This is a genomic window from Rhodococcus sp. T2V, from assembly GCF_029269925.1.
Lineage (GTDB): Bacteria > Actinomycetota > Actinomycetes > Mycobacteriales > Mycobacteriaceae > Rhodococcus_F > Rhodococcus_F koreensis.
Genome location: NZ_JARJBD010000075.1, coordinates 29561 through 50636, shown reverse-complemented (window position 1 = coordinate 50636; position 21076 = coordinate 29561). Strand labels below are relative to the sequence as shown.

The 21076-nt window shown below is 67.6% G+C and carries 18 protein-coding genes and 2 pseudogenes; 6 read left to right on the top strand and 14 right to left on the bottom strand.

Annotated features, from left to right (window positions below):
• Nucleotides 1-313 precede the first annotated feature (313 nt).
• Complete coding sequence (locus P3H15_RS39875; RefSeq protein WP_276142313.1) at nt 314-688, bottom strand: hypothetical protein; 375 nt, start codon at nt 686-688, stop codon at nt 314-316.
• A 357-nt stretch (nt 689-1045) separates the two neighbouring features.
• Here P3H15_RS39875 and P3H15_RS39870 point away from each other — a divergent pair, with 357 nt between their 5' ends.
• Nucleotides 1046-2341 (top strand): esterase family protein, encoded by a 1296-nt coding sequence (locus P3H15_RS39870; RefSeq protein WP_276142312.1) that lies wholly within the window; start codon nt 1046-1048, stop codon nt 2339-2341.
• A 156-nt stretch (nt 2342-2497) separates the two neighbouring features.
• On the opposite strand, the gene P3H15_RS39865 is transcribed toward P3H15_RS39870, so the two are convergent.
• On the bottom strand, nt 2498-3310 hold the full coding sequence (locus P3H15_RS39865) for a polysaccharide deacetylase family protein (protein WP_276142311.1): 813 nt from the start codon (nt 3308-3310) through the stop codon (nt 2498-2500).
• A 546-nt stretch (nt 3311-3856) separates the two neighbouring features.
• On the opposite strand from P3H15_RS39865, the gene P3H15_RS39860 reads away from it, so the two are divergent.
• A complete protein-coding gene (locus P3H15_RS39860; RefSeq protein ID WP_206015643.1) occupies nt 3857-4558 on the top strand; it encodes an MspA family porin in 702 nt (233 codons plus the stop codon).
• Nucleotides 4559-6051: 1493 nt separating this feature from the next.
• Here P3H15_RS39860 and P3H15_RS39855 read toward each other — a convergent pair.
• From P3H15_RS39855 to P3H15_RS39840, 4 genes are read right to left on the bottom strand one after another with little or no spacing between them, the layout of a single operon-like run.
• On the bottom strand, nt 6052-8706 hold the full coding sequence (locus P3H15_RS39855; protein WP_276142310.1) for an ABC transporter permease: 2655 nt from the start codon (nt 8704-8706) through the stop codon (nt 6052-6054).
• Nucleotides 8703-9416, bottom strand: coding sequence for an ABC transporter ATP-binding protein (locus P3H15_RS39850; protein WP_276142309.1), 714 nt, complete (start codon nt 9414-9416; stop codon nt 8703-8705). Before P3H15_RS39850 ends, P3H15_RS39855 begins: the two co-directional genes overlap by 4 nt.
• The gene (locus P3H15_RS39845; protein WP_276142308.1) at nt 9413-10096 is read right to left on the bottom strand and encodes an ABC transporter ATP-binding protein; all 684 of its coding nucleotides are present in this window, start codon (nt 10094-10096) and stop codon (nt 9413-9415) included. The genes P3H15_RS39850 and P3H15_RS39845 overlap by 4 nt, the downstream gene beginning before the upstream one ends.
• Entirely contained in the window at nt 10093-10680 is a 588-nt protein-coding gene (locus P3H15_RS39840; RefSeq protein WP_276142307.1) for a hypothetical protein, read from the bottom strand. Before P3H15_RS39840 ends, P3H15_RS39845 begins: the two co-directional genes overlap by 4 nt.
• 269 nt (nt 10681-10949) lie before the next feature.
• Here P3H15_RS39840 and P3H15_RS39835 point away from each other — a divergent pair, with 269 nt between their 5' ends.
• Nucleotides 10950-12206: a hypothetical protein gene (locus tag P3H15_RS39835; RefSeq protein ID WP_276142306.1), complete on the top strand. Its 1257-nt coding sequence runs from the start codon at nt 10950-10952 to the stop codon at nt 12204-12206.
• A 232-nt stretch (nt 12207-12438) separates the two neighbouring features.
• Here the strand turns inward: P3H15_RS39835 and P3H15_RS39830 are convergent, their stop codons facing one another.
• A complete protein-coding gene (locus tag P3H15_RS39830) occupies nt 12439-12630 on the bottom strand; it encodes a hypothetical protein (protein ID WP_276142305.1) in 192 nt (63 codons plus the stop codon).
• The gene (locus tag P3H15_RS39825; protein ID WP_206015633.1) at nt 12627-12809 is read right to left on the bottom strand and encodes a hypothetical protein; all 183 of its coding nucleotides are present in this window, start codon (nt 12807-12809) and stop codon (nt 12627-12629) included. Before P3H15_RS39825 ends, P3H15_RS39830 begins: the two co-directional genes overlap by 4 nt.
• A gap of 1394 nt (nt 12810-14203) precedes the next feature.
• Here P3H15_RS39825 and P3H15_RS39820 point away from each other — a divergent pair.
• On the top strand, nt 14204-14812 hold the full coding sequence (locus P3H15_RS39820) for a hypothetical protein (protein ID WP_276142315.1): 609 nt from the start codon (nt 14204-14206) through the stop codon (nt 14810-14812).
• Nucleotides 14813-15238: 426 nt separating this feature from the next.
• Here P3H15_RS39820 and P3H15_RS39815 read toward each other — a convergent pair whose 3' ends face one another.
• Both P3H15_RS39815 and P3H15_RS39810 read right to left on the bottom strand, forming a co-directional pair.
• Entirely contained in the window at nt 15239-15724 is a 486-nt protein-coding gene (locus P3H15_RS39815; protein WP_276142304.1) for a hypothetical protein, read from the bottom strand.
• Between the two features lie 543 nt (nt 15725-16267).
• Nucleotides 16268-16525, bottom strand: a complete 258-nt coding sequence (locus P3H15_RS39810; protein ID WP_276142303.1) for a hypothetical protein — start codon at nt 16523-16525, stop codon at nt 16268-16270.
• Nucleotides 16526-16647: 122 nt separating this feature from the next.
• Here P3H15_RS39810 and P3H15_RS39805 point away from each other — a divergent pair, with 122 nt between their 5' ends.
• Nucleotides 16648-16821 (top strand): hypothetical protein, encoded by a 174-nt coding sequence (locus tag P3H15_RS39805; protein WP_276142302.1) that lies wholly within the window; start codon nt 16648-16650, stop codon nt 16819-16821.
• Nucleotides 16822-17530: 709 nt separating this feature from the next.
• Here P3H15_RS39805 and P3H15_RS39800 read toward each other — a convergent pair.
• A pseudogene (locus P3H15_RS39800) lies at nt 17531-17996 on the bottom strand (histidine phosphatase family protein).
• A 557-nt stretch (nt 17997-18553) separates the two neighbouring features.
• Nucleotides 18554-18757, bottom strand: coding sequence for a three-helix bundle dimerization domain-containing protein (locus P3H15_RS39795; protein ID WP_276142301.1), 204 nt, complete (start codon nt 18755-18757; stop codon nt 18554-18556).
• A gap of 626 nt (nt 18758-19383) precedes the next feature.
• Between P3H15_RS39795 and P3H15_RS39790 the strand changes: the two genes are divergently transcribed.
• On the top strand, nt 19384-19977 hold the full coding sequence (locus P3H15_RS39790; protein ID WP_276142300.1) for a hypothetical protein: 594 nt from the start codon (nt 19384-19386) through the stop codon (nt 19975-19977).
• Between the two features lie 344 nt (nt 19978-20321).
• On the opposite strand, the gene P3H15_RS39785 is transcribed toward P3H15_RS39790, so the two are convergent.
• Together P3H15_RS39785 and P3H15_RS55580 are read right to left on the bottom strand one after the other, a co-directional pair.
• Complete coding sequence (locus tag P3H15_RS39785) at nt 20322-20678, bottom strand: DUF732 domain-containing protein (RefSeq protein WP_276142314.1); 357 nt, start codon at nt 20676-20678, stop codon at nt 20322-20324.
• Between the two features lie 333 nt (nt 20679-21011).
• Nucleotides 21012-21068, bottom strand: a pseudogene (locus P3H15_RS55580) (hypothetical protein); the annotation flags it as partial.
• Between the last annotated feature and the right edge of the window lie 8 nt (nt 21069-21076).

The following is a 21076-nucleotide window of genomic DNA, read 5'->3' as shown; positions in this document are numbered from 1 at the left end:
CGAATTCAGCTGACCCGCGTTGCCCCGAACCAGTTGCGTGGAAATCCGCGTTAGATACCGCCAGAGCATCAAGCAGGGCGACCGCGGGTCCGATGGTCCACGTCCGCAACGGTATCCGATTCTTGATCCGCGGGTGGTTCGTCAGCGTTGCGGTGAGCCTGGCTGTGGTGGGACAAGGGCGGGCGCTTCTCGGACGGTGCAGCTCTCTCGCTTACTCAACGATCAACCGATCAATATCGCCCGACCCGCTCTTGGTCGACCCCTCGCCGCGAGGAATCCATGCCCCCAACCACCTCGCTGACGGTATCTCGGTTCAATGCGGATCGGGCGCAGGGCGGACTGCGACGCCGTCGACCCAAGTCTCTTTCTGGCCACCGCAGCGCATGACGACGGTGTAGGAGCTTCCTGCAGGAAGGCTGGTGAGCGTCACAGTGTGAGTCTTATTCGGCGCCAGACTGACCTCTTGCGAAGCGATCGACCTTTTCGATTGATCCAGCACGCCGACATCACAGTCTCGCGCGGTGTTGTCGCCCTTGGCGGTCACAGTCACCTTGCCCGGTCCGCCGACTGCGGTCATCGTCGCGTCGGCCGATGCCGCTCCCGCTGCCAGCGCGGCAAGCGCGGCGGCCACCACGATTGCTTCGAGGAGGGAGCGTGGGCCCCTCTTGACGGTCGTGTTCATGTTCATGATGGTCAGTCCCCACATTTCGGGACGGCCATGAACCGTCAGAGAGAGCACCGCTCGACCGATGTCGTCCTGGCGTAATCGTGACCGTCGCGTGGATGTCCGGGATCCGCGGTGGGCGGTTCGAGGGCAGATCGAGGCTCGGTCCACCTTCATCGTAGGCCGGGCCCTCACAGCCGAATCCGAGTTCTCAGGAACGCCACAGGTCGCCGGGACGCCCGTCCTATTTGACCCTCGAGCGGTCTGGAATGTCCTCACACTATTGGCGGAGAAGCGGTCCGGGGAAGTTGGGGCTACGACCCGAGTAGAACGGTTGGTAGCGAGATCTCAGAAATTTCGGACATTCTGCAGGGGCACACATTGGTCGATCTGTCGTTGCTGTCGGGGCCGGTCCCGCTCGTGGTCGCCGCCGCGGGTGCGGCGGGCGGGGTGTGGTTGCTGACCGGGCGGGCGGGGTGGTTCCGGCACCGGGCGATACCGCTGTGCGCCGCCGGGGCCGGCGTACTCACCGGTTGCCTCTGGTTCCGGGTGGAGCGAGTGTGGCGTCCCCTCCCCGACCCGATACCCCTCACCGTCTACCTGTGGACGGTCCTCGCCCTGTGGGCGGTGACGTTGCTGGTGCCCCGCATCCTCATCGCTCCCCGCCGTGTGTGGGCGGCAACGGTGTCGGTTCTTGCCGCCGCCGCGGTGGTCGCGGCCTGCGCCGTACAGGTCAACCTGTTCTTCGCGGCCTACCCCACGGTCGGCGCAGCCCTGGGGTTCGAGCATGTGACCCGCGTCGACTTCCGGTCAGTTCCCCCGCCCACACCGACACCGATCTCGGGCCGACCCCTCGAATCCATCTGGACGCCACCGGCGGACATGCCACGGTCGGGCGCGGTGACCTCCGCGAACATCCCCGGGGACCGTTCCGGGTTCGCCGCTCGCCGCGCCGACATCTATCTTCCTCCCGCCTATTTCACCAACCCGCGACCACAGCTACCGGTCCTCGTCCTGCTGGCCGGTCAACCCGGCCAACCGAAAGACTGGCTCACCGGAGGCCGGCTCGGTACCACCATGGACAACTTCGCCCGCGACCACGGGGGGCTCGGACCCGTCGTGGTGGTCGCCGACGCGACCGGATCGACCTGGGGGAACCCGCTGTGCGTCGATTCGCCACTCGGCCATGCCGCAACCTACCTCGCCGAGGACGTGCCCACCTGGACCAAGGCGCATCTTCAGGTCGATCCCGACCCGGGCGGGTGGGCGATCGGTGGACTGTCGCTGGGGGGAACCTGCGCGCTGCAGATGGCCACCAATTACCCCCAGACGTATCCGACGTTCCTGGACCTCTCCGGGGACCCGGAACCCACCCTCGGTGATCATCAACGCACCCTGGCCGCCGCGTTCGGCGGCAACCAGGCCGCGTTCACTCGGGTCAATCCCCTCGACCTGCTTGCCGAACACCGCTATCCCGGCTCGGCGGGTGTCTTCGTCGTCGGCAGCGACGACGAGGAGCTCAAGCCGTCGATCCGTAAGGCCTGTGACGCCGCCCGGCAGGCGGGGATGGACGTGACCTACGCGGAGGTTCGCGGCGGCCACACCTTCGCCGTCTGGGCACCCGCACTCGCCACCGAGATGGACTGGCTGGCCACCCGGCTGGGGCTGACGTCCTGACCACTGCCGCATCGGACGCCGGGCGCGCACCCCGGACCAGGACTGCACCGCGCAGGTGCCGGTGAGTTGGCGCCTGACCCGGTGCGGCGAGATCAGTGTCCGCCGCGGTGTCGGGATCCGGGGTCCTGAATCGCGGAATGGGGCCGGATCCCGGGCTTAGGGCTTGATAAATACGTCGTTGAGGGTGACGGTGCGCAGGTTCCGGTTCCGGATGATCTCGACGAGTTGCGGGTAGACGTGGGTGACCGGCAGATAGTTGAGATGCCCGATGACGATTGCCTGCGGGGTGAAGTACTGGGTGGCCATCTTCACGATGTAGTCCTCGGTGATCAGCGAGGAATCCGACAGCGAGCCGTACCACAGGGTCGGGACGGTGTAGCCGAGGTCGGCGGCCACGGAATCGACGGCGGCGTTGTGTTTTCCATACGGCGGCCGGAAGTACGGTGCGGCGTCGACGCCGTAGGTGTTCTTCAGGAACGTGTGGTTCTTGGTGAGTTCGTCGGAGATCCGACTCTTCGACACGGTCGTCAGGTCCGGGTGCGACCAGGTGTGGTTGCCCAGCTGGATCTGACCGCTCTCGACGAGAGGCCGCAGGAGGACGGCGTTGTCGGTCCACGAGTCGTACTGGCCGTTGACGAAGTAGGTCAAACGGACCCCGGTGTCCTTCGCGAACTGGGTGTAGAGCCGGACCACGTCGCTGCTGACGCCGTCGTCGACGGTAAGCGCGAGAAGGTCGCCCTTGCCGGGCAACGCAGTCAAGGTGCCCCCGCCGGGCAACCGGATACGGGACGCGAGTGGCGGTGGTGGAAGCACCGCCGCCGGCGCAGGGGACGCCGCCGGCGTGGGTGCAATGCCCGGATCGGTGGGGTCGGGCACGGCGGTGCCCGGGGTTTCGGCGCTGCTGATGCTGCAGCCGGCCGCGCCGGCGACGGTTGCCGCGGCGAGAATGAGAAATTGGCGTCGATCCACGGCCGCATTGTAGGGGTGTGCGATGAACCATTGATGGTGTGCGGCGCGGGCTCCACGGGTGGCGCTGAGGGTCCCGCGCGTGCCGCCGTATCGGTTACGGCGGCACGCATGAGTCGAGTCCCATCGGGCACATTTCACGCTGAGATGCAATTTTGCAGCCCAGTCCAATTCTCAGCGTTCTTTCAGCAACAAACGCCTACGCTTCCTCAGCTCGCGTGGACACCTACACAAGCCGCGCTGTCCGTCGCCGCACCCTGGGGTGCGAGCGGTTGAGGTGAGTCGGATCCGCGTGTGCCCGGACCATGCGCACTTCCGCCCTTGCGTGGGTGGTTGCCACCGATGTCCGATATCGAGCATTGCTCCGATAGGACCGAATTCTGTTGCCTATCAACATCTTGCCCGACAGCGGGCCGCACGCCGTGCCACCATCGGGCGCAGGAAACTAGGTCGTGAACTTCTGATCAATACTGAGATTCTCTGCGCCCCTGTGGTTACGCTTCGCATACTTCTTCATCTCTGATTTGACGCACTCTGAATGGGGTCGGTATGACGGACATCAGCACATCTCGCTCTGGATACAGAGCCTTCACCCGCGCAGCCGCAGTCGCAGGAATTGCCGTGCTCGCCATAGTCATGGGGAACGGCACGGCCTCGGCCGGCGTCGACAATTCCAGCTCCGTCGTCGATGCGAGAGGCAATCGGGTCGAAGTCCTGCAGGGTGATACCCAGTATCAAGTGGTCCCGCCGCTGGACGGTGTTCCCACCAGTGTCGAGTTCTTCCACAACGGTTACGCCGGGGTGAATATCACCGGCCCGAACGCGGCGGAGTTCAAGGGCACCAAGCTCACCGTCGGTTACCAGATCGGTTATCCGATCGCGTTGAGCGGGGCGACCATCGTCCTCAATTCACCCGGGCTGGGGTTTGTGATCGGTTCGAGCAACGGGATCAACCTGGGGATCCTCCCCGATCCATCACTGAGCCTGAACGCGGGCACCAACGTCGGACTCGCCGGTGACATCATCCCATCGCAGGAACTCGACATCGACCTGGCGCCGGGCGGCATCACCACCGTCCCGCTGCTGGAGAACCAGTCGTTCGACGGTCCGGCGGCGTCGGTGCGGATGCAGGGAGTTCACGGCTCCATCTCCGGTGCGCTCGGTGCGGTCACCATCCGGCCGTACGCCACCGCCGTGACTTCCAGCGGTGACACCGTCACCACGTACGGTGTGCCGCAGAAGCTCAATTAGGTCCGACGACGACACGAGAACGACAAGCAGCTGGCCGACGCGACTGAGGGTCGCGTCGGCCAGTGTGTGTGGCGGCCCGAGCGGGGCGTGAAATCACCCAAAGGGTCGAGCCGCCAGTGTAAGCGCTGATTTCACCGGTTGTTGGAGCGGCGTTGAACGACAGCCGTTCCTCCGACGCTCACTACCAAGAGAAGCAACATCATCAGCACATTGACATCGGTATCTCCGTCAGCAAAGGTGGGTTGGTTGGTTGACGGGTAACCTACACCGCTGCAGCGCTGACCCTTTCGTGCTTTTGCGGCACCGAGACGACGGCAGACCAACGGGGCGATCCCGCGCAATCGTATGACGGGAGTGCTGTGAAATCGCTGAGAGAAGAGCGGATTGTCCGTTGTAAGGCAAGGAACGACGGCGCATTTCATCAGTTCGTCCGTTGTGACGGCAGACGAACCGGATCCGCACAGCCCGTCAGGGCTGTTCACCATCGACGATCGACAGAACCCCTGGTCAGTTACTGCACGACACCCGCAACGGTCGGCGCATCGCTTCGGGCGCGGCGAAGACATCGCGTCGGTTCGGTCGAATGACCTGCGGATTCTCACGTACCGGCACATAAGCGCGGCATGACCGGCCGCCCGCCTGGACCGGCCCTGTCCCAGAAAAGGGGAGGTTCGGCAGCCCGATCGCGGCGCAGGACGGTGAACCCCCGCGATGGCACAAAGGATTGCGAGAGCGCGGATTTCATCGGCACGCTGAACCCGAGGTCAGCAATTGTGCGCGGAGTATGACCCGACCCCACTGAGAGAATGCTGAGAACTGAGATGTGGCTGAGAAGAAGGGAATCCGTGACTGTCCGCCCATTGCACGTGCGTAGGATTGCGCGTGTGCTGCAGGTCGCTGCAACCGATACGGCGGCACGTCGGCCCCCGTTCACTGCCCCCATCGGTGGCGGGGGCCCTTTACGTCTCACTGCGCTCCGTGGCGATGTGCACGCCAATTCCGCTGGTGCGGTGTATAGCCCGGATCCGGTCAACGACAGTCTCGGTCACCAGCGGCGCGGACCTCAGTCGGCACAAGAACGGGCTGCGGTCAGTTCGGCTCGATGGTGATGGGTGGAACCGGTACGAACGCGGCGGTGGGCGCCACGAAATGCCGGCATGGACCAGGGTTGGTCGGTGGCCGATGCCGGCGGGCTGAGCGGCGGAGCCATCGAGGGGGCGGATCGTGATGGTGCGCACGACGGCGGCGGCTTCGGGTGTGGTGCAGCCCAGGTCGGGCGGATCAACCATCAATTGCCGGTGGAGAAGTCTTCGGCTCCGGTAGCTGGGGTCGGAACCCGGGGCTCGCCCTGGCAGGTGAGCGTCCGGTGGAACAGGCCTCGATCAAGCGCGGGGCGGGAAAAGCCCCGGTCGACCTTCGTTACCGGGTGCGGCGGTCCGGCACCGTGCACACCCTGAGACGGTCGCAGCCTGTCGCGCTGCCAGCCGGGTCGGCTATTCGCGGAGCACGCTGATCGGATAGCGGGCGGCCGTGTGCGCGGCGGCGGCGGTGACGGCGGCGATGGCTGCGGCCGTCGCCGCGGCCACCAGGGTCAGATAGGCCCAGGGCACCGCGAGTGTCGCCGGGGGTGGGTCGAAGACCCCGGACAGCACCGCGACGAGCAGATGGGACAGGACGACACCACCGATCACCCCGAGTACTGCCCCGCCGGCGGTGACGACGGCGGCCTCGGCGAGCACGATCGACGCGGTGTGACGCCGCGTGCCGCCGAGCGCGGTGACAATGGCGAAGGTGCGCCGACGCTCCACGAACCCCGACGCCAGCATCAACGCCGACCCGGCCGCGGCGAGGACCGCGGCGTAACCCAGTTCGAGTCGGGTCAGCCCCCGCAAATCGACGGAGGTGAGCGTGGATCCGACAGTGCCGCGCACCGTGGTGATATCGGTGACGGTGGCGCCGATACCGACCGCATCGGACACCGCCTGGCGCACCGCCGGGGTGTCCGCCCCACCGGTATCGATGAGGAACGCGCCGACCGCCGGGTTCGCGGTCACCTGGGCGAGGTAGGCGGCGTTGGCGACGAGGAAGCTGTCCTTCGGTGCCGTCGGAAACTCCGTGACCACCCCGATGAAGCGGAACGGCACGGTCTCGAATGCCGTCGTGGCGGCGTCCTGGATCCGCAGCTTCACCGGGTCGCCGGGGGAAAGTTGGAAGTCCGCCACGGTTTCGGCGCTGACCAGAACCCCGTCCGGTTGGGCAACAAGGCGGTCCATCAGTTGTGCGGCGGTACCACCATCGAAGTAGCTGTCCTGCAGCAGCGCCGCTCCGGTGATGGTGGTGGGGTCGACGCCGTAGAGGTCTTGCAGGTCCGCGCCGACATAGGCGAAGCGGTGTTGGAGCGGTTCGACATCTCGGACGCCGGGAACCCGGCGCAGCTCGCCCGCGAGGTCGGGTCCGATGGTGGCGGTGGGCGGTTCGGTGACGGTGACGTCGGCGCCGCTGGTCAACCGGGCATCGACCTCGGCCTGTTGCCGGTAGGTGCTGTTGAACACCGCGATCGAGAGGGCGAACATCCCGGCCAACGCCACGACCGCGACCGACCGGGCGAGTGCGCGGCGATTGCGGGCGAGCATCGCCGCCACCGTGCTCGACAGCGGGCCCGCCAACGGCCCCAACAGGGCTCCGACGAAGCGGCGGCCCCTACCGAGGGTGAGATCGGCCAGCCGCAGTGTCAGCAGAGCTGTCCCGATCCACAGCAGCGCCGGTCCGGCGAAGGTCCAATAGCTCACCGACAACGCGGTCACCCCCTCCGGCGCGAGCACGAGGGCGTACCCGGCGCGGCTGGTGACCCGGTAGACGGCGAACGCCGCGGCCAGCGCGAGGAAGTCGACCCCGGCCCGCCGCCACAGCGGACGCCGGGTGCGGCCGATCGCGGCGCGGGCCGCGGCCGCCGTCGAGAACCGCAGATCACGCAGGGCGGGAGTGAGAACGGTGACCGCCGTCAGCACCACACCCGCCGCGGCGGCCGAGAACAACCAGGACAGGGACACCGGCGAACCCAACACCACGCGGTCGACGACGATGCCGGCCCCGGCGCCGACCACACCGCCGATCAGCCCCACCGCCACCGCCTCGGATCCCGCCATCGCGGTGAGCTGCCCGCCACCGGCACCGCGGGCTCGCAACAACCCCCACTCCTGGCGACGGCGCGGCGCCCCGCCGGCGGTGATCACCGCGGCAAGGACCGCGGACAACGCGACACCGGGCAGGCCCAGGAACAGAAACAGCACCTGCGAATACAGGGCGTCCTGGCGGGCCGCGTCGAGGGTGGCACCGAGGTTGTCCCCCACCAGTGCGGCGCCGGCGAGGGTTGCCTCGAGGTTGCGGGCGCCGCCGGTGTCGGCAGCGTAGGCGGCGGCCGGATCCGGGGGCAGATTCCGGTCCCGGGCGACATGCACCTGCGCACGCACCACCGCCGGGTCGTCCCGCTGCCCGGGGGCGAAGAGGGCGTCGAACTCCGCGATAGGCAGCAGCAGCACATTGTCGGGGGGTGCCTGCGGCTGCGCGGCGGCCGGGGCGGCGACGGTCTGGAACAGTGAATCCGCCTGCGGCAGATCCACGACCCCGGCCACCGTCTCGGCGGCGGTGGCGCCGCCGGGCACCCGGACGGTGATCACCGACCCCACCGTCGCCCGCAGATTCGATGCGGTCTGCTGCGCCAGCAGCACCCCGGTGTCAGCTCCGCTGAGGGTGCGGATCGTGCCGGGAAAATGCTGCCGGTACTGATCCGGGATACCGACTATGACCGCCGGCCCGGTGCTCACGGCGCCGCCCCCGGCGGCGGCGGAGAGCCCGGCGCTGTCACCGAAGTGGACCGGGTCCGCCACCCGAACCCCCGGATAGGACCGGATCTGATCGAGGACGGTGCCCGGATCGGCGCCGGGCTGCACCTGGATCCACCAGTCGACGGCGACCGCCCGGGTGGCCCGGTCGGTCATGGTGGCCTTGGACGCGGCGAGGAACCCGCCGAGGGCGGCGAGGAGACTGACCGCGATCGCGATACAGGCGGCGGCGCCGAGGAGTCTGCCGCGGCGGCGGCGCAGCAAGCCGGTCAGCCACATCCCCGCCAGGGCCAGACCTGTGCTCATGGCGTGGGAGGGACCGGGGTGGTCGGTGACCGGATCTGCAGGCGGCCGCCGCGCATCGACCACCGGACCGGGCAGCGCCCGGCGACCGTGTCGTCATGGGTGCTCACGACCAGGGCGGCGCCGAGCATGTCGACGGTCTCGAACAGCACGTCGAGGACCTCGGCGCCGGTGCGGTGGTCGAGTTGCCTGGTCAGCTCGTCCGCCAGGACGAGTCGCGCGGTGCCGGCCAGCACGCGGGCGAGCGCAACCCGGTGCGCTTGCCCACCGGACAGTTCCTCCGGAAGCCGCCCGGCCAGCGGTTCGAGCCCCAGCCGAGCCAGCGCGGTCCTCGCCCGCGCCCGAGCCGCGGTGTCTGAGCGGCCGGCCAAAACCTGAGGGAGCGCCACGTTTTCGGTGACATCGAGGGCCGGAATCAGGCTCGGGGCCTGAAAGACCACCCCGATGCGGGTGCGGTCGCGGCGGGGATCGGCGCCCAGCCCCGGCCAGCAAATGTGCCCCGCGCTGGGGGCGTCGAGGGCCGCGAACAGGTGGATCAGGGACGATTTCCCCGAGCCGGACGGGCCGGTCAGGGCGATGCGGGCACCGCGGTCGATGTCGGCGCTCACCGAGTCGACCGCCACCCGCGCGGTGCGCCCGGACCCGAAGACCCTGCTCAGATCCCGGCACCGCAGCAACGGCCCGGCTGCGGCACTGCCCGGCAGGGTGCTCATCGCAGCACCAGGCCGTCGACCAGTTCGATCACCCGGTCCGCCCTCGCCCGCACCGCCGGGCTGTGACTGGCGCCCAGCACCGCTGCCCCGCGCCGGCACCACGCCCGCAGGAGTTCGAGCACCGCATGTTCGGACGCGGGATCGAGCTCCCCGGTCGGTTCGTCGGCGAGGACCACGACGGGATCGTTCGCCAGGGCGACCGCCAGCCCGGCACGGGCCGTCTCGCCCCCGGACAGCGAGGACGGATACGAATCGGCCACCGCTGCGAGCCCGAGCCGCGACAGCAGATCAGGCACCGGCGCCGGCACTCGGCCTGGAGGAGCGACCAGTCGGCGTACCAGGCGCACGTTCTGGGCTACGGTCAGGTGCTCGACCAGGTTGTCCTGCTGAAACAGCACCCCGATGTGGTCGGCGCGGAGTCGGGCGCGGACGGTCTCGGGTCGATGGCTGAGCGCTTCGCCGTGCACGCGCACCATCCCGCCGTCGGGCTCGTCCAGACCCGCCAGACACGCCAGCAGCGTGGACTTACCAGATCCCGAGGGGCCCGCCACGGCGACCATCTCACCCCCGCGAACCCCCAGCGACACTCCGCGCAGCGCCAGCGTCTCCTCGCCTGCGGCGCGGTAGAACCGGTAGAGCTCCACGGCGGTGATCACCTCATCTCCGGGGTCGACGGTCACGGGGTCCACCGGAAGGAATCGGTGACCGTGCGCCACGGATCGACGTTGTCCGCCCCGACCGGAGCCGACAACGTCAAGGTCACCAGCTGGCCGTCGCGGAAGAACTCGTACCGCTCCACCTCATCCGTGACGGACTTCCCCGAGACGGGATTGGTCGGCCCGGCGATCCGGTAGGTCGCCTCCACCGCAGGGCCGGCCGGCCGGGTCACCGACGTCACGGTGCCCGCCACATATCCGGCGGCAGAAGCGAACTGCTGATCGACGTCCTGGTGCACCGCGGTCTCGGACGGGGCCGTCGCCGCGAACCGTGAATCGACGGTAATCGCGTTCAATTTGTCGGTGAACGTCACCGCCGGCCCCGCCGCCGTCATCGCCCACCCCTCGGGCACCGTGACCGCGAACCCGGGAAACGGGGTCACCTCGACAAAGGCCTGATCGTCCGGAATGTCGCCCGGCGCAGCCGCATCCGGTCCGGGAGTGGTCGGGCCCGCACCCGAGCAGCCGGTCACCAGGGTCGCCGTGACAACAAAGAGGGCGGCACCCACCGACAGCGTGGCCACGCAACGATCTCGTGCACTGCTCATCGATGCCTCCCGTCTGCGGTGCATCTACCCATCAGGGTGCGCGGACGATGCTGTGGACACGCTGAGAAGCATCCACCGACGTCCCACCCCTGTGGCAGCAGGGTGAGCAGCTGGGGGACCCGCCAGGCGCGGTGTGCCGGGCATATCACCGTGCGCCGACAGCACGATGGCGTTGCCGTGCTCGTCCCGCTGTCGTCTCCCGCTTTCGTCTGGTCGCCGTCACCGACTCTCAGCGTGTCTTCAGCACGATCCCCCTACGGTCGGGGGTCATGACCGAGTCAACGAAGTCTGCTTCCGCCACGACCCGGCGTGTGATGCTGAGCAAGGTCCCCGAGATCACGGTGTGGTTCTGGATCATCAAGATCCTGTGCACCACCGTGGGTGAGAGCTTCGCCGACTGGATCAACATGACCTTGGGTCTCGGTCTGAACACCACCGCGCTCATCTTCACGGTCGTCCTCGCCGCGGTGCTGGGATGGCAGCTGCGCCTGAACCGGTACGTGCCGTTCGTCTACTGGCTGGCGGTCGTGGTGCTCAGCGTGACCGGCACCCTCTACACCGACATCCTCACCGATTCCCTGGGCGTCCCGCTCGCGGTGAGCACGAGCGTCTTCGCGGCGGTCCTGGCCGTCGTCTTCGGTGTGTGGTTCGCCCGTGAGCGGACCCTGTCGATCCACAGCATCGTCACCACGCCGCGAGAGGTGTTCTACTGGCTCGCCGTACTGGTCACCTTCGCCCTGGGCACAGCAATCGGTGACTGGGTACTCGAGCTCACCGGCTGGGGACCCGGCATCTCGGTGCTCCTGCCGGCCGGGGTGATCGTCTTGATCGCGATCGGCTGGCGACTCGGCGCGAACGCCGTGCTCTCCTTCTGGCTCGCATACATCCTGACTCGCCCGCTGGGTGCGAACCTCGGCGACTGGCTCGCGTCCCCGTCGACCGATCACGGACTCGGCTGGGGTACCGCGCTGACCAGCGTGGTCTTCCTTCTCGCGATCCTCGCCACGGTCGTGTACCTCACGCTCACCCGCGGCGACGTCATCGAAGAGCACGAACGGACCTTCACCGCCACCGTGACCACCACACCGGGCCGCGAGCGGCTCATGCTCGGGTACTACGCCGTCATCGGCGTCGCCACCGGCGCCCTGCTCATCTGGGCCGCCGGGCAGCCGCACGAAACCATCGCGAGCGAGGAGGAAACCGGCACCGACCCCGTCACCACGACACTCACCCCCGGGCAGGTGACAGCACATTTTCCGGCGGCAGAGATCACGAAATTCCGCACCATCACCCAGGACACGCTCGCGAAAGTGCAGGCCGGCGACCAGACCGGCGCGACCGCCCGGATCAAGGACCTCGAAACCGCGTGGGACGACGACGAGGCGACCCTACGCCCCCTCGACGCCACCGCCTGGACCGTCCTCGACGGGCGGATCGACAACGTCCTCAAAGTCATGCGGGCGAGCACACCCGACCCCACGGCCGAGAACCAGACCCTCACCACACTGTTGACCGAACTTCAGTGAGACAACCGCCAAACGTATGCACGTAGGTCGGGGCTGTCGTCACGCACGGACCGAGGGAAGCGAGCCCTGGCACGCGACATTCGCATTCAGACTGTGCAGGGTCTCGATGTCCGTGGTCACTCATGCTTTGTGCGCACCCGGCCGACGCCATCGTCCGCCGCCGCCAGCGGCGGCCTGAATGCCCGTTTTCGCTGACAGCCGTTCGAATTCTGGGGCACATAGAAGCACGATGTCAGCGCCGGTACGAGGCCCAGGACATCGCAATTACTACATATGCGAGCAGCATCGCCAGCAGTGCCACGACGACCAGGACCACGCGACACAACGTCACTTTCCTTGACCCGCCCCGCCCCCGAACGCGTTGTCTCCCATCCGGGCCGTCCGCGATGCGAAGGAGGTCGTCGCCGCTGTCCTTGATGCTCATCGTTTCCCTACTACGGCGGCGAACCGGGTGGGCGCGGTCCGGTGTTCCATTCTGGCCCAGGCCGCCTCGGCGGAGAACGGCCCGAATGTGCAACACGCCCCATCGTGGCGGTCCACCTCGACCACCCAGTACTCGGTCACTTGGACGGATGCTGCGGCGTCGACGGCGGTGTCAGTCATCGGTGCTCCTTTGCAAGAGGGAAGCCTCGCGATTGTGTCAAGGTCCAGTGTCCGCCGACCTGAGCGTGCAGGGCGAGGGATCGGTACCGACACCGCCCCACAGAGACGAGGATGCGCACATCCCCCGGTACGGCCGACAAGTCGATCCCGATCCACGCCAGCGCACCCTCCTCGTTTCCGCTCATGGCTCAGGAACCGGGCGAACCGTCCGTCGACTCCGACCGCCGCTTGTCCAACCAAAAGCTCGGCGGAGCCGGCCTTCCCGCAGCCCGCAATGATCGACATACCTTCGGTCCCCCCACTCGCTCGGTGCGGTACGCCCACCGCAGCCTGCGGCGCCGGACACTGGAGACCACCGAGTCCGCCCAAACGTCGATATCGAACAGCCGTGGCGCGGTGACCGCCGCGCACGTGCCGATGCACCCACCTTCTCATCCGGTCAGTGAGCCGGTCGCCGATCTCCCGTACCGCCGCCGGACCGCGCCCGCATCTGCCCCTCGGCCGCGACCGGCTCCCCCGACAGGCACCCGTGTCGAGGCGCGCATGCGCCCACTTCGAGGTTAGGGATCTGGAAGTCATGCCCGCGTTTCCCGGGGCTCGGCGACCGCGACGATGCCGACCCACCGCCCCCAACAGCCCACCACCGCCGGACCTGGCACATTGGCACACCCTCACCTCGCCCCGGTCATCGTATCGATCGACATCCGCAGTCATACCGCCTGATGATCGGAGCATGTCATCTATGCCCTGGACCGGTCGCCGTCTCGGCCGCGGCACGAGGGGCAGGGGCCCTCACACCGGATTCGGGCCGCTCAGTCCTCGACAACGCCGCCGCCGCCGCAGCCGAGCGCCGCGGGCCGCCGAGTCCAACAATCGCCGCGGCGACGGCAACCATTGCGACCTTCCTGCGCACTGCGCGGTGACCGCGGCGAGTATCGAGGGTGGCCTCGTAGCGGTCGCTTCGGCCTCCACGGCGCGCGATGACGCGTCCGGAGTAGCAGAGTCGTCGCGTGCGGTAACCCACCAGAAAAGGGCCACGGCAGGGGCAATTCAATCAGTCGCACAACACTTTCCGACAATCTCGATGCGGTATTCAGATGACGACTCTCGTCGCACCTCAACGCCCGATACCCACCGTCGCCGGGGGCTCGAACCTCGCAACAGCCGCCGCTGTCCCCGCCCCGACATGAGCGGGGACAACGGACAGCGATGGCTTCGTGCGGCGAGGACATCGACGGACGATCTCGCGATTGCGTGGCTCGCTCATCGTGCACCGCCCGCAGCCCCGCCTCAGGGTTGGAGGTGCCCACAACCACCAGACACGGGGATGCGCCGCACCCGATTCCGTCGCACAATTAAAAGGGGAGAAACGCAATCCCGCCGGAGGTCGGATGATGCGTCGGGAGGAACCAGCGCCGGCACCCACCCCGATCCGTTGGTGGCGACTCGGACCGTGGAGCCGCAACCACCTGATGCGCCGGAGCGACCGCTACGAGGCCACCTTCGTGCTACTCGCCGCCACGCTGATATTGCTGCTGATACCGTTCGCCGCGGCATACGGAACCGCTACACACAGCCGGCTGGAACAACAAACCCAAGCACAGCGCACCAGCCTGCACCAAGTACCCGCAGTCCTGCTCGAGAACACCCACCCCACACCCGACACCCCCGATGACGAACCTCGACCCAGCCACCGCCAAGACAGTGCCCGAGTCCGCTGGTCGACGCCCACCGGGGACCACACCGCCGTCGTACCCACCGAAGCCAACGCGACGGCGGGGCAGACCATCACCATCAGCGTCGACACCGACGGCAACCTCACCGGCCCCATCCGAAGCAACCGAGACGACACAGTGGTGGCCGTGACCGCCGCATGCGGAGCATGGGCCCTCGGATCCGGCGGCATCGCCCTCGTCCCCGCACTCGGACACGCATTACTGACCCGGACCCGGATGCGGCAATGGGCCCGCGAGTGGACCCGGATCGACACATCACCGCGATAACCCCGCACCGGAACGACCCATCGGCGGCACCAGCGAATCGACAATCAAATCCCGCCAGGGTCCCCGGTCAGGCCGTTGCCTCGGCACCTGCGGGTTGGCTCGACCCGATCAAGACGCCTGACGCACTGTCAGGTGCGCGGAGTGCAATCCGATTGGATCGACCACCTCACGTCCATCGTGCCGAACACCCCGATCCAGCCAGGCCCCCTCGCCCTGCCTGTCCCGGCTCTTCCATGTCCGAGTCGTTCGTTCGCCGCGGCCCGACCCCCCTTGGGCACCGACGGTCCGGCGCCCCCACCGGACTGTCGGTCACTCAACCGGGACGTCGCTGAACAACATTCGCGCAGTCCGCGGGCGGCCGCCGGCCGGCGAAAGGCCGAGCAAGTGGTCGTCGTCTCCGCACGAGCGACGGCGACCCGGTTGTTGCTAGCCGCCGAGCCCGCCGAGGAGTCCGAGCAGATCATCCAGGCCCAGGTCGCCGAGGCTGCCGGTACCGCTCGGGGCCGGGGTCCCGGTCAAGGTCACCTGCGCGACCGGGCCGAGCTTGACGTACGGGTTGGTGCTCGCACCCTCCTTGCACTGCGTGATCACCGCATAGGTACCCGCCGGCAGCTCGATCGAGGTGCCCGTTGACTCACCGCCGGTGAAACCGGGGTACTTGATCTCGTCGACCCGGGCGGTCTTGTCGTAGACCGCAGCGTCGAAGGGGAAGATCTGCGCCTCACAGTGATTGAGCGCCTCGGTGGTCGCGATGTCGTGAAGTACAACGGTGATGGTGGTGGCGCTGTTGGTCACCGTCGACGACCCGGTGACCGTGGCCGAGCCGATGGCGGGGTTCGCAACCAGGGCCAGAGCGGAGAATCCGGCGATCGCGCCGGCACCGACGATACGGCGGGAGAGCGATGAAGCCACGAGAATGTGTTCCTTTTCGATTGTCACCGCGCCCCCTCGCACACGGTGGATGGCCCCCGTCCCGCACATCAACCAGCGACCAGCGACCAGCGACCAGCGACCAGCGACCAGCGAAAAGAAGGTTAGGCTGCCCTACAAGTATGGGCTCGGTAAGTACAGACCCCGAACCCGCCGGCTGTCAATGGATGTGTCGCTGATCACTCCGCTGCTCAAAATCGCCGGGCCCCAACAGAAGAAGGCAGACGCGCCCTATATGTCCGGATCGTCCGCAATCGAATCGGACACATAGGACACGATTTCCCGGGTCGTCGAGACCCGGCAAGCCAAACCGGTCCCACCGCACCCACACCGCCCCGACATCCGACTGCCATTCGCGCGAATGACACAGCCGGATAAATGAAGTCAGCCGCTGGGCTGCACCCACACTCGAGAACCCACCGCAGCCGCAACCGGCAGCCAGTCAGCGAAGCCCCGACAGGAAACGCCGAGACCATCAGCGGCCGCAGACCACGCCCATCGGGATCTGCGCCCCGCTCGCCGTGTCTACGGCGTCCGATCGGCGGGCACACTGGAAGCGACACCGGAAACGGGATCCACCTGCGGCGGCTCCGGTCGATGAGCGTTCCCGCGGGCAACCAACACCGCACCCGCCGTGAGGAATCCGGCAGTGGTCACCGCGACCACGGCCGTCGCCGCCGCCGTCATCGCGCCGAGCCCGACTACAAACGCGACACCGGACACACCACCCAACACCACACAGCCCACCCCCGCCGACACCAGCACGGCCCTGATCACACTCACCCCTCCCACCGCGACGCACGACATTTTCTATGCCAACCCCCACGCCACCAATCGAACGCTACGGCATCCGACGTGCACCGGTCTCACCCAGCCGGATCGCCTCCGGCACCTATCGTGGCCCCATGGGAATCTGCCGGCTGGTCCTCGACCTCCCCGCCGCATGCCCACCACAGGACCTGCTCGACATCGCGGCCACCGAACTCACCGAACGCGGCACCCACCGATCGACGAACCTCGAACTCCGCACCACCGCCCCGACCGGAACCGCACTGATCCGACACGTCACCTTCACCTAGTGGGCTTCCCGCCACCACCGCCGTCCACCCCCAGCAGATCAGCTACCACAGTCTCTGGGCCCATCTCGAGGACACCGACCGCACAGCCCTGCTCAAGCTCACCACCGACGGGACCCCCGGCCTCGCCATCACCCGCCTGCTCACCCGCACCGCCGGCCGGAGTTTCTTCGTCCGCGACCCGGCCGGAGACCACCGGCTCCCCACCAGCTTCCGCATCTTTCTCCGCACCATGACCCACAGCCGCGGCTGACCTCGCAGGTCGCGGCTCATCGCCTAGGGCGCGCTCCCGCCCGACTGCCGCTGCAGCACGAGAGTTGCCGGGCACCGAGCGCCTGTTTCCCGTCGCCACGACCTCATACGGCCGCATGATGCTCCCCCAGGTCACCCATGATGTGGGCATACTCGGGCACAAACAAGGTGATGCGCTCGGCGCCCTGCGGGTGCGAAGGAGGCAGACGCGAGGGTGCGTGCCTTTTCTTCGCCGCGTCGCACCGTCCAGTCCAGGGATCTCTCTCGCAGAACGCCGATCGGGAGGTCGGCCGCGGCTGGGTACTCCAGACCGTCTGGAACTCCCTGTCGACGTGCATCAGCTCCTACAGCAAATTCGACTCCCACGGTGCCCCGCACCGCAGCCGCACCGTGCGTGGCGTCGGCTTCAGCCTCCGAACACCATGACGCCCGCCGACCAGGCCGGGTTGCCGAGTCTCAGTCAGTTCGGTGGGGCGGGCGCGATGTACTGGAATGTCGTGGTCCGACCGTCGCGGCGGTCGACGATCCAGGTACCACCCTTCGCAGTCGACGCCGCCGGCGGCACCCATGCCGCGTCCCGTGCCCGCGCGGGATCCGCCAAGGCGTCGAGGACCTCCCCATAGGTACAGAACACCACTCCGTCGGCCTCCGCCGCCGCCAGCACCGCGAACAGCTGATCGGGTGGTCGGTCCACGGCCAGCAGCCGGTGATCGTCGATACGCAGCCCGCGCGCCGCGGCGAGCGGCAGCAGCGTCTGACGAGCGGGTCGTGGGGCTGGCGAACAGGGCCCGTAGCTCGATGCCGTCCAGCGCGGCGACCAGGCTCCGGGCCTGCCAGTACCCGAGGGTGCTCAGCGGGCGGCCCGCATCGGGGCCGTGCCAGCTCCTCTTCTCCCCCGCGTGCGCGTGACAGACCAGGACGAACATGCCCACCACCCCTCCGCCACCCCGCCGTTCGGTGCGGTTGGCCGGCGTCAGGTGTGATCATCGTCGACGCGCCGCTCCGGGGACGGTCGTTCGCCACAGAATTCGCCGCCAGGACAACTCTGTCGTCACCGCATCAACGGAACGAACGCGGGCGGTGAGCGCGGGCGCCGGCGCCGGCGCCCGTGAACAACGGAACCCCCTGCACACAGAAGGCAGGGTGGCGGGGTCCTCGCACGGCCCCGCAAGGCCAATGGCATCTGACCCGAGCACCATGTCCGGGTAGTCAGTTCAGTGACGTGCTGATGCGTCCCGGGTCATCACCTCGGGAAACCGGAACACGATCGCATCGATCAGCCGATGCACCTCGTACAACTCGGCACGCGGGCAGCGGCCTCGCCGCGCAGCCGGTCGGTCAGCCGGTGGGCCCGCCGCGCGCACTCGGTGAGGGCGTCGACGGTCTCGATGCGCACCGTGATGATGTGATCTCCGCGTCCAGCTGGCCAAAGGAAGATCCGCGCCTGCGCCACGTCCGAGTCGTCCGCCGTCGTGTCGACGGGTCATGCCTCGAGCAACGAGCCGAGCTTCGCGGTCACTGCACGCTCGACGAGCAACGGAATGAAATCCCGAATCGGGCACCCCGCGAAATGGGCGACCGCCTCCCCCACCGCGCTCCCAACCGCCTCCCGCGACGCGGCCGGGAACTTATTCAGCAACCGGACAGTGACCTGCGAAATCTGGCGGGCTTCCTCCGCAGCGTTCATACCCCAAGGCCTGCGCTCCCCCGGTCGCCGCGTCAATCCGTCACCCCGGCCTCTCTGGCTGGGTGTCCTGGGCGAAGGCATCAACGCTAACCGCGACCGGCGCGTGCGTGCGGGCGGCGTCCCCGTACTTGGTCTACGCCAGCTGGTGCGAAATCACCTCGTGCGGAAAGACTTCGGTTAGCCTCTCGAACGGAGTTTGAAAACGCGTCCATGAAGGTGCCGGACGCGCGATGATTGAACGGTGAGCGTCGACTCGGCCTCGACCAATTCCGGACGCAAGAAGGACCCATAAGTACCTACCGTGGGCTTGATCGTCCTTGGCGTCGGCCTCGCAGCAGTCGCCGTCCTCGTGTACATACCGCATCACCACCGAATCCCCAAATAAGAACAGCCACAATAATTTTGCGGATCGATTGACGTAGCTGGTCCCGGCCGGCACCCAGACGGCGACGCCCAGGGCCCAAGCGGGCCTGCGCACTACAGGGGCCGGATAGTGTCACGCTGGTGGTTGGAGCTGCGGTCCATAGGGCGACCGCGTCGAGGGGTCCGTGGCAGCAGGTCGCCTGTGAAGGCACCAATGGCGTGAACTAGCTCGAGTACCATTCCGGTGGGAAGGAGTTAACGCCATGTCATCTCAGCAGCGCCCGCGCCGTTTCGGGTACGCAGTCGGCGCGGCGCTCATCGCGATCGGCGTGCTCGTCACCATCACCGCGTCCGTCGTCTTGGCGGTTCAACTGACAGGCAGGGCCCCGACCGACGACCACAGCTTCGGGAACGACCAAGCCACGATGGTGCACGTGGACGCCGGCGGATCGAAAACGATCTACACCGACACGATGTACACCAACACGACGTCCGACAGCAGCATCAGGTGCTCGGTAAGCGCCGCGAAACCCTTCCTCGCGCGGGAGGACACGCCGTACCTGAGCCGGTCCCACTTCAACATCCCCGTCACCCAGTGGCGACCGGCGTTCTCCTTCACGGTCAAAGACAGCGGCGACTACACGATCCGCTGCTCCGGGGCCCCCTCCGACGTTCGCTACGGCATCGGCGGGTACGTCACGGCCGGCGAATTCACCTACCTGCTGTTGGCTATCGCCACGGGCGCCGTGCTGGTCCTCGCAGGCATCGTCACTGTGATCGTCACCATGGTCCGCCGCGCTCGCGTCAACCAGCCACCGCCAATGCACTACCCGCCGCAATTTCCGCCGCACTCATGACCTGGAGCGGCGTTCGATCTCCCGCCTCCGGTCGGGCCCGTCACCGCGATGACCATTAGTGAGAGATCTGCGGCCAGTGAAGACGAGGTCCGAGAGTCTGCGTTTGAGGATGCGACGTGCTTCCTATTCCCACCGTCACCGCTGGCCTTGCAGCGAGCCAGCAGTGCTCGCATTGTCGGGAATATCGGTGCCGAAGTGGATGGTCCTACTGCCCGCGATCATGTCATTCCGCCGCCGGCACGGGCGGTACCGACGTCCCGACAGAGCAACCACTCCACCCCCACTTACACGCACCAACCACAGACGCCCCCGCACCGACCCGGGGCGGGGGCACAGCACCGGTGTCAGACCGGGAGCTCGTCGGTGTACCCAGGGCAATACACCGCCACCGAACTACCGATAAGGTAACCGACGTCGTAAGCGGACAGCGACGAGTTCTCCAAACCTTCGGCGGCAATCTCCTCGAAGCTGGCACCATCCCCGAACTCACCGCAGATGTGTTGGGCGAGTTCAACCCCGGCGCCGGGAGTGGTGAAGGTGATCCCCTCGTCGGCCATACCGTCGAGGAACGTCACGTCCTGGGCGGAGATCGACGTGGCGGATTGTGCGTTGGCGGCCGTGGCAGCACCGAGGGCACTCACGCCGATCACGGCGGCCAGAGTGAGGGTGCGGGCGACGGTGGTGATGCGGGTGATCGACATGAGATGCGTTCTTTGTCTCGTCGGGGGAAGCGGACAAGGAAAAGCCTGGAAGATCGGCCTGATCGAATCCTTGCCGAATTCTTGAACGCCGGGCGAAGGATCCGACAGCCGCCACCACAATCGGGGCAATCCCCCAGCACGCGCACAACGCGGTGGGACGTTCGGTCGCATATCCAGAGGAGTCCGGCGGGGTAGCCGTTCGGACCGTGAAGGACCACTCCAGGGAGCAGGACGGGAGTCGTCGAACACGTCGAGGCCGCCTGCACCGGCCAGCCGGGCCCGGCCGATCGCGAGCAGTGCAGTTTCGTCACGCCGGCCCGCGTCATAGGGTTCGAGGAACTGCGGATCACCGGTCAGGGCGAACCCGCGTTCTCCCGTTTCCTGGTCCACATAGGACG

Coding starts and splice junctions, on each gene's coding strand:
- P3H15_RS39840 (WP_276142307.1), bottom strand. CDS start 10,680: ATGAGCAGTGCACGAGATCGTTGCGTGGCCACGCTGTCGGTGGGTGCC.
- P3H15_RS39850 (WP_276142309.1), bottom strand. CDS start 9,416: ATGAGCACCCTGCCGGGCAGTGCCGCAGCCGGGCCGTTGCTGCGGTGC.
- P3H15_RS39795 (WP_276142301.1), bottom strand. CDS start 18,757: ATGAACGCTGCGGAGGAAGCCCGCCAGATTTCGCAGGTCACTGTCCGG.
- P3H15_RS39790 (WP_276142300.1), top strand. CDS start 19,384: ATGTCATCTCAGCAGCGCCCGCGCCGTTTCGGGTACGCAGTCGGCGCG.
- P3H15_RS39805 (WP_276142302.1), top strand. CDS start 16,648: ATGGGAATCTGCCGGCTGGTCCTCGACCTCCCCGCCGCATGCCCACCA.
- P3H15_RS39855 (WP_276142310.1), bottom strand. CDS start 8,706: ATGAGCACAGGTCTGGCCCTGGCGGGGATGTGGCTGACCGGCTTGCTG.
- P3H15_RS39830 (WP_276142305.1), bottom strand. CDS start 12,630: ATGAGCATCAAGGACAGCGGCGACGACCTCCTTCGCATCGCGGACGGC.
- P3H15_RS39835 (WP_276142306.1), top strand. CDS start 10,950: ATGACCGAGTCAACGAAGTCTGCTTCCGCCACGACCCGGCGTGTGATG.
- P3H15_RS39825 (WP_206015633.1), bottom strand. CDS start 12,809: ATGACTGACACCGCCGTCGACGCCGCAGCATCCGTCCAAGTGACCGAG.
- P3H15_RS39785 (WP_276142314.1), bottom strand. CDS start 20,678: ATGTCGATCACCCGCATCACCACCGTCGCCCGCACCCTCACTCTGGCC.
- P3H15_RS39820 (WP_276142315.1), top strand. CDS start 14,204: ATGCGTCGGGAGGAACCAGCGCCGGCACCCACCCCGATCCGTTGGTGG.
- P3H15_RS39860 (WP_206015643.1), top strand. CDS start 3,857: ATGACGGACATCAGCACATCTCGCTCTGGATACAGAGCCTTCACCCGC.
- P3H15_RS39875 (WP_276142313.1), bottom strand. CDS start 688: ATGAACATGAACACGACCGTCAAGAGGGGCCCACGCTCCCTCCTCGAA.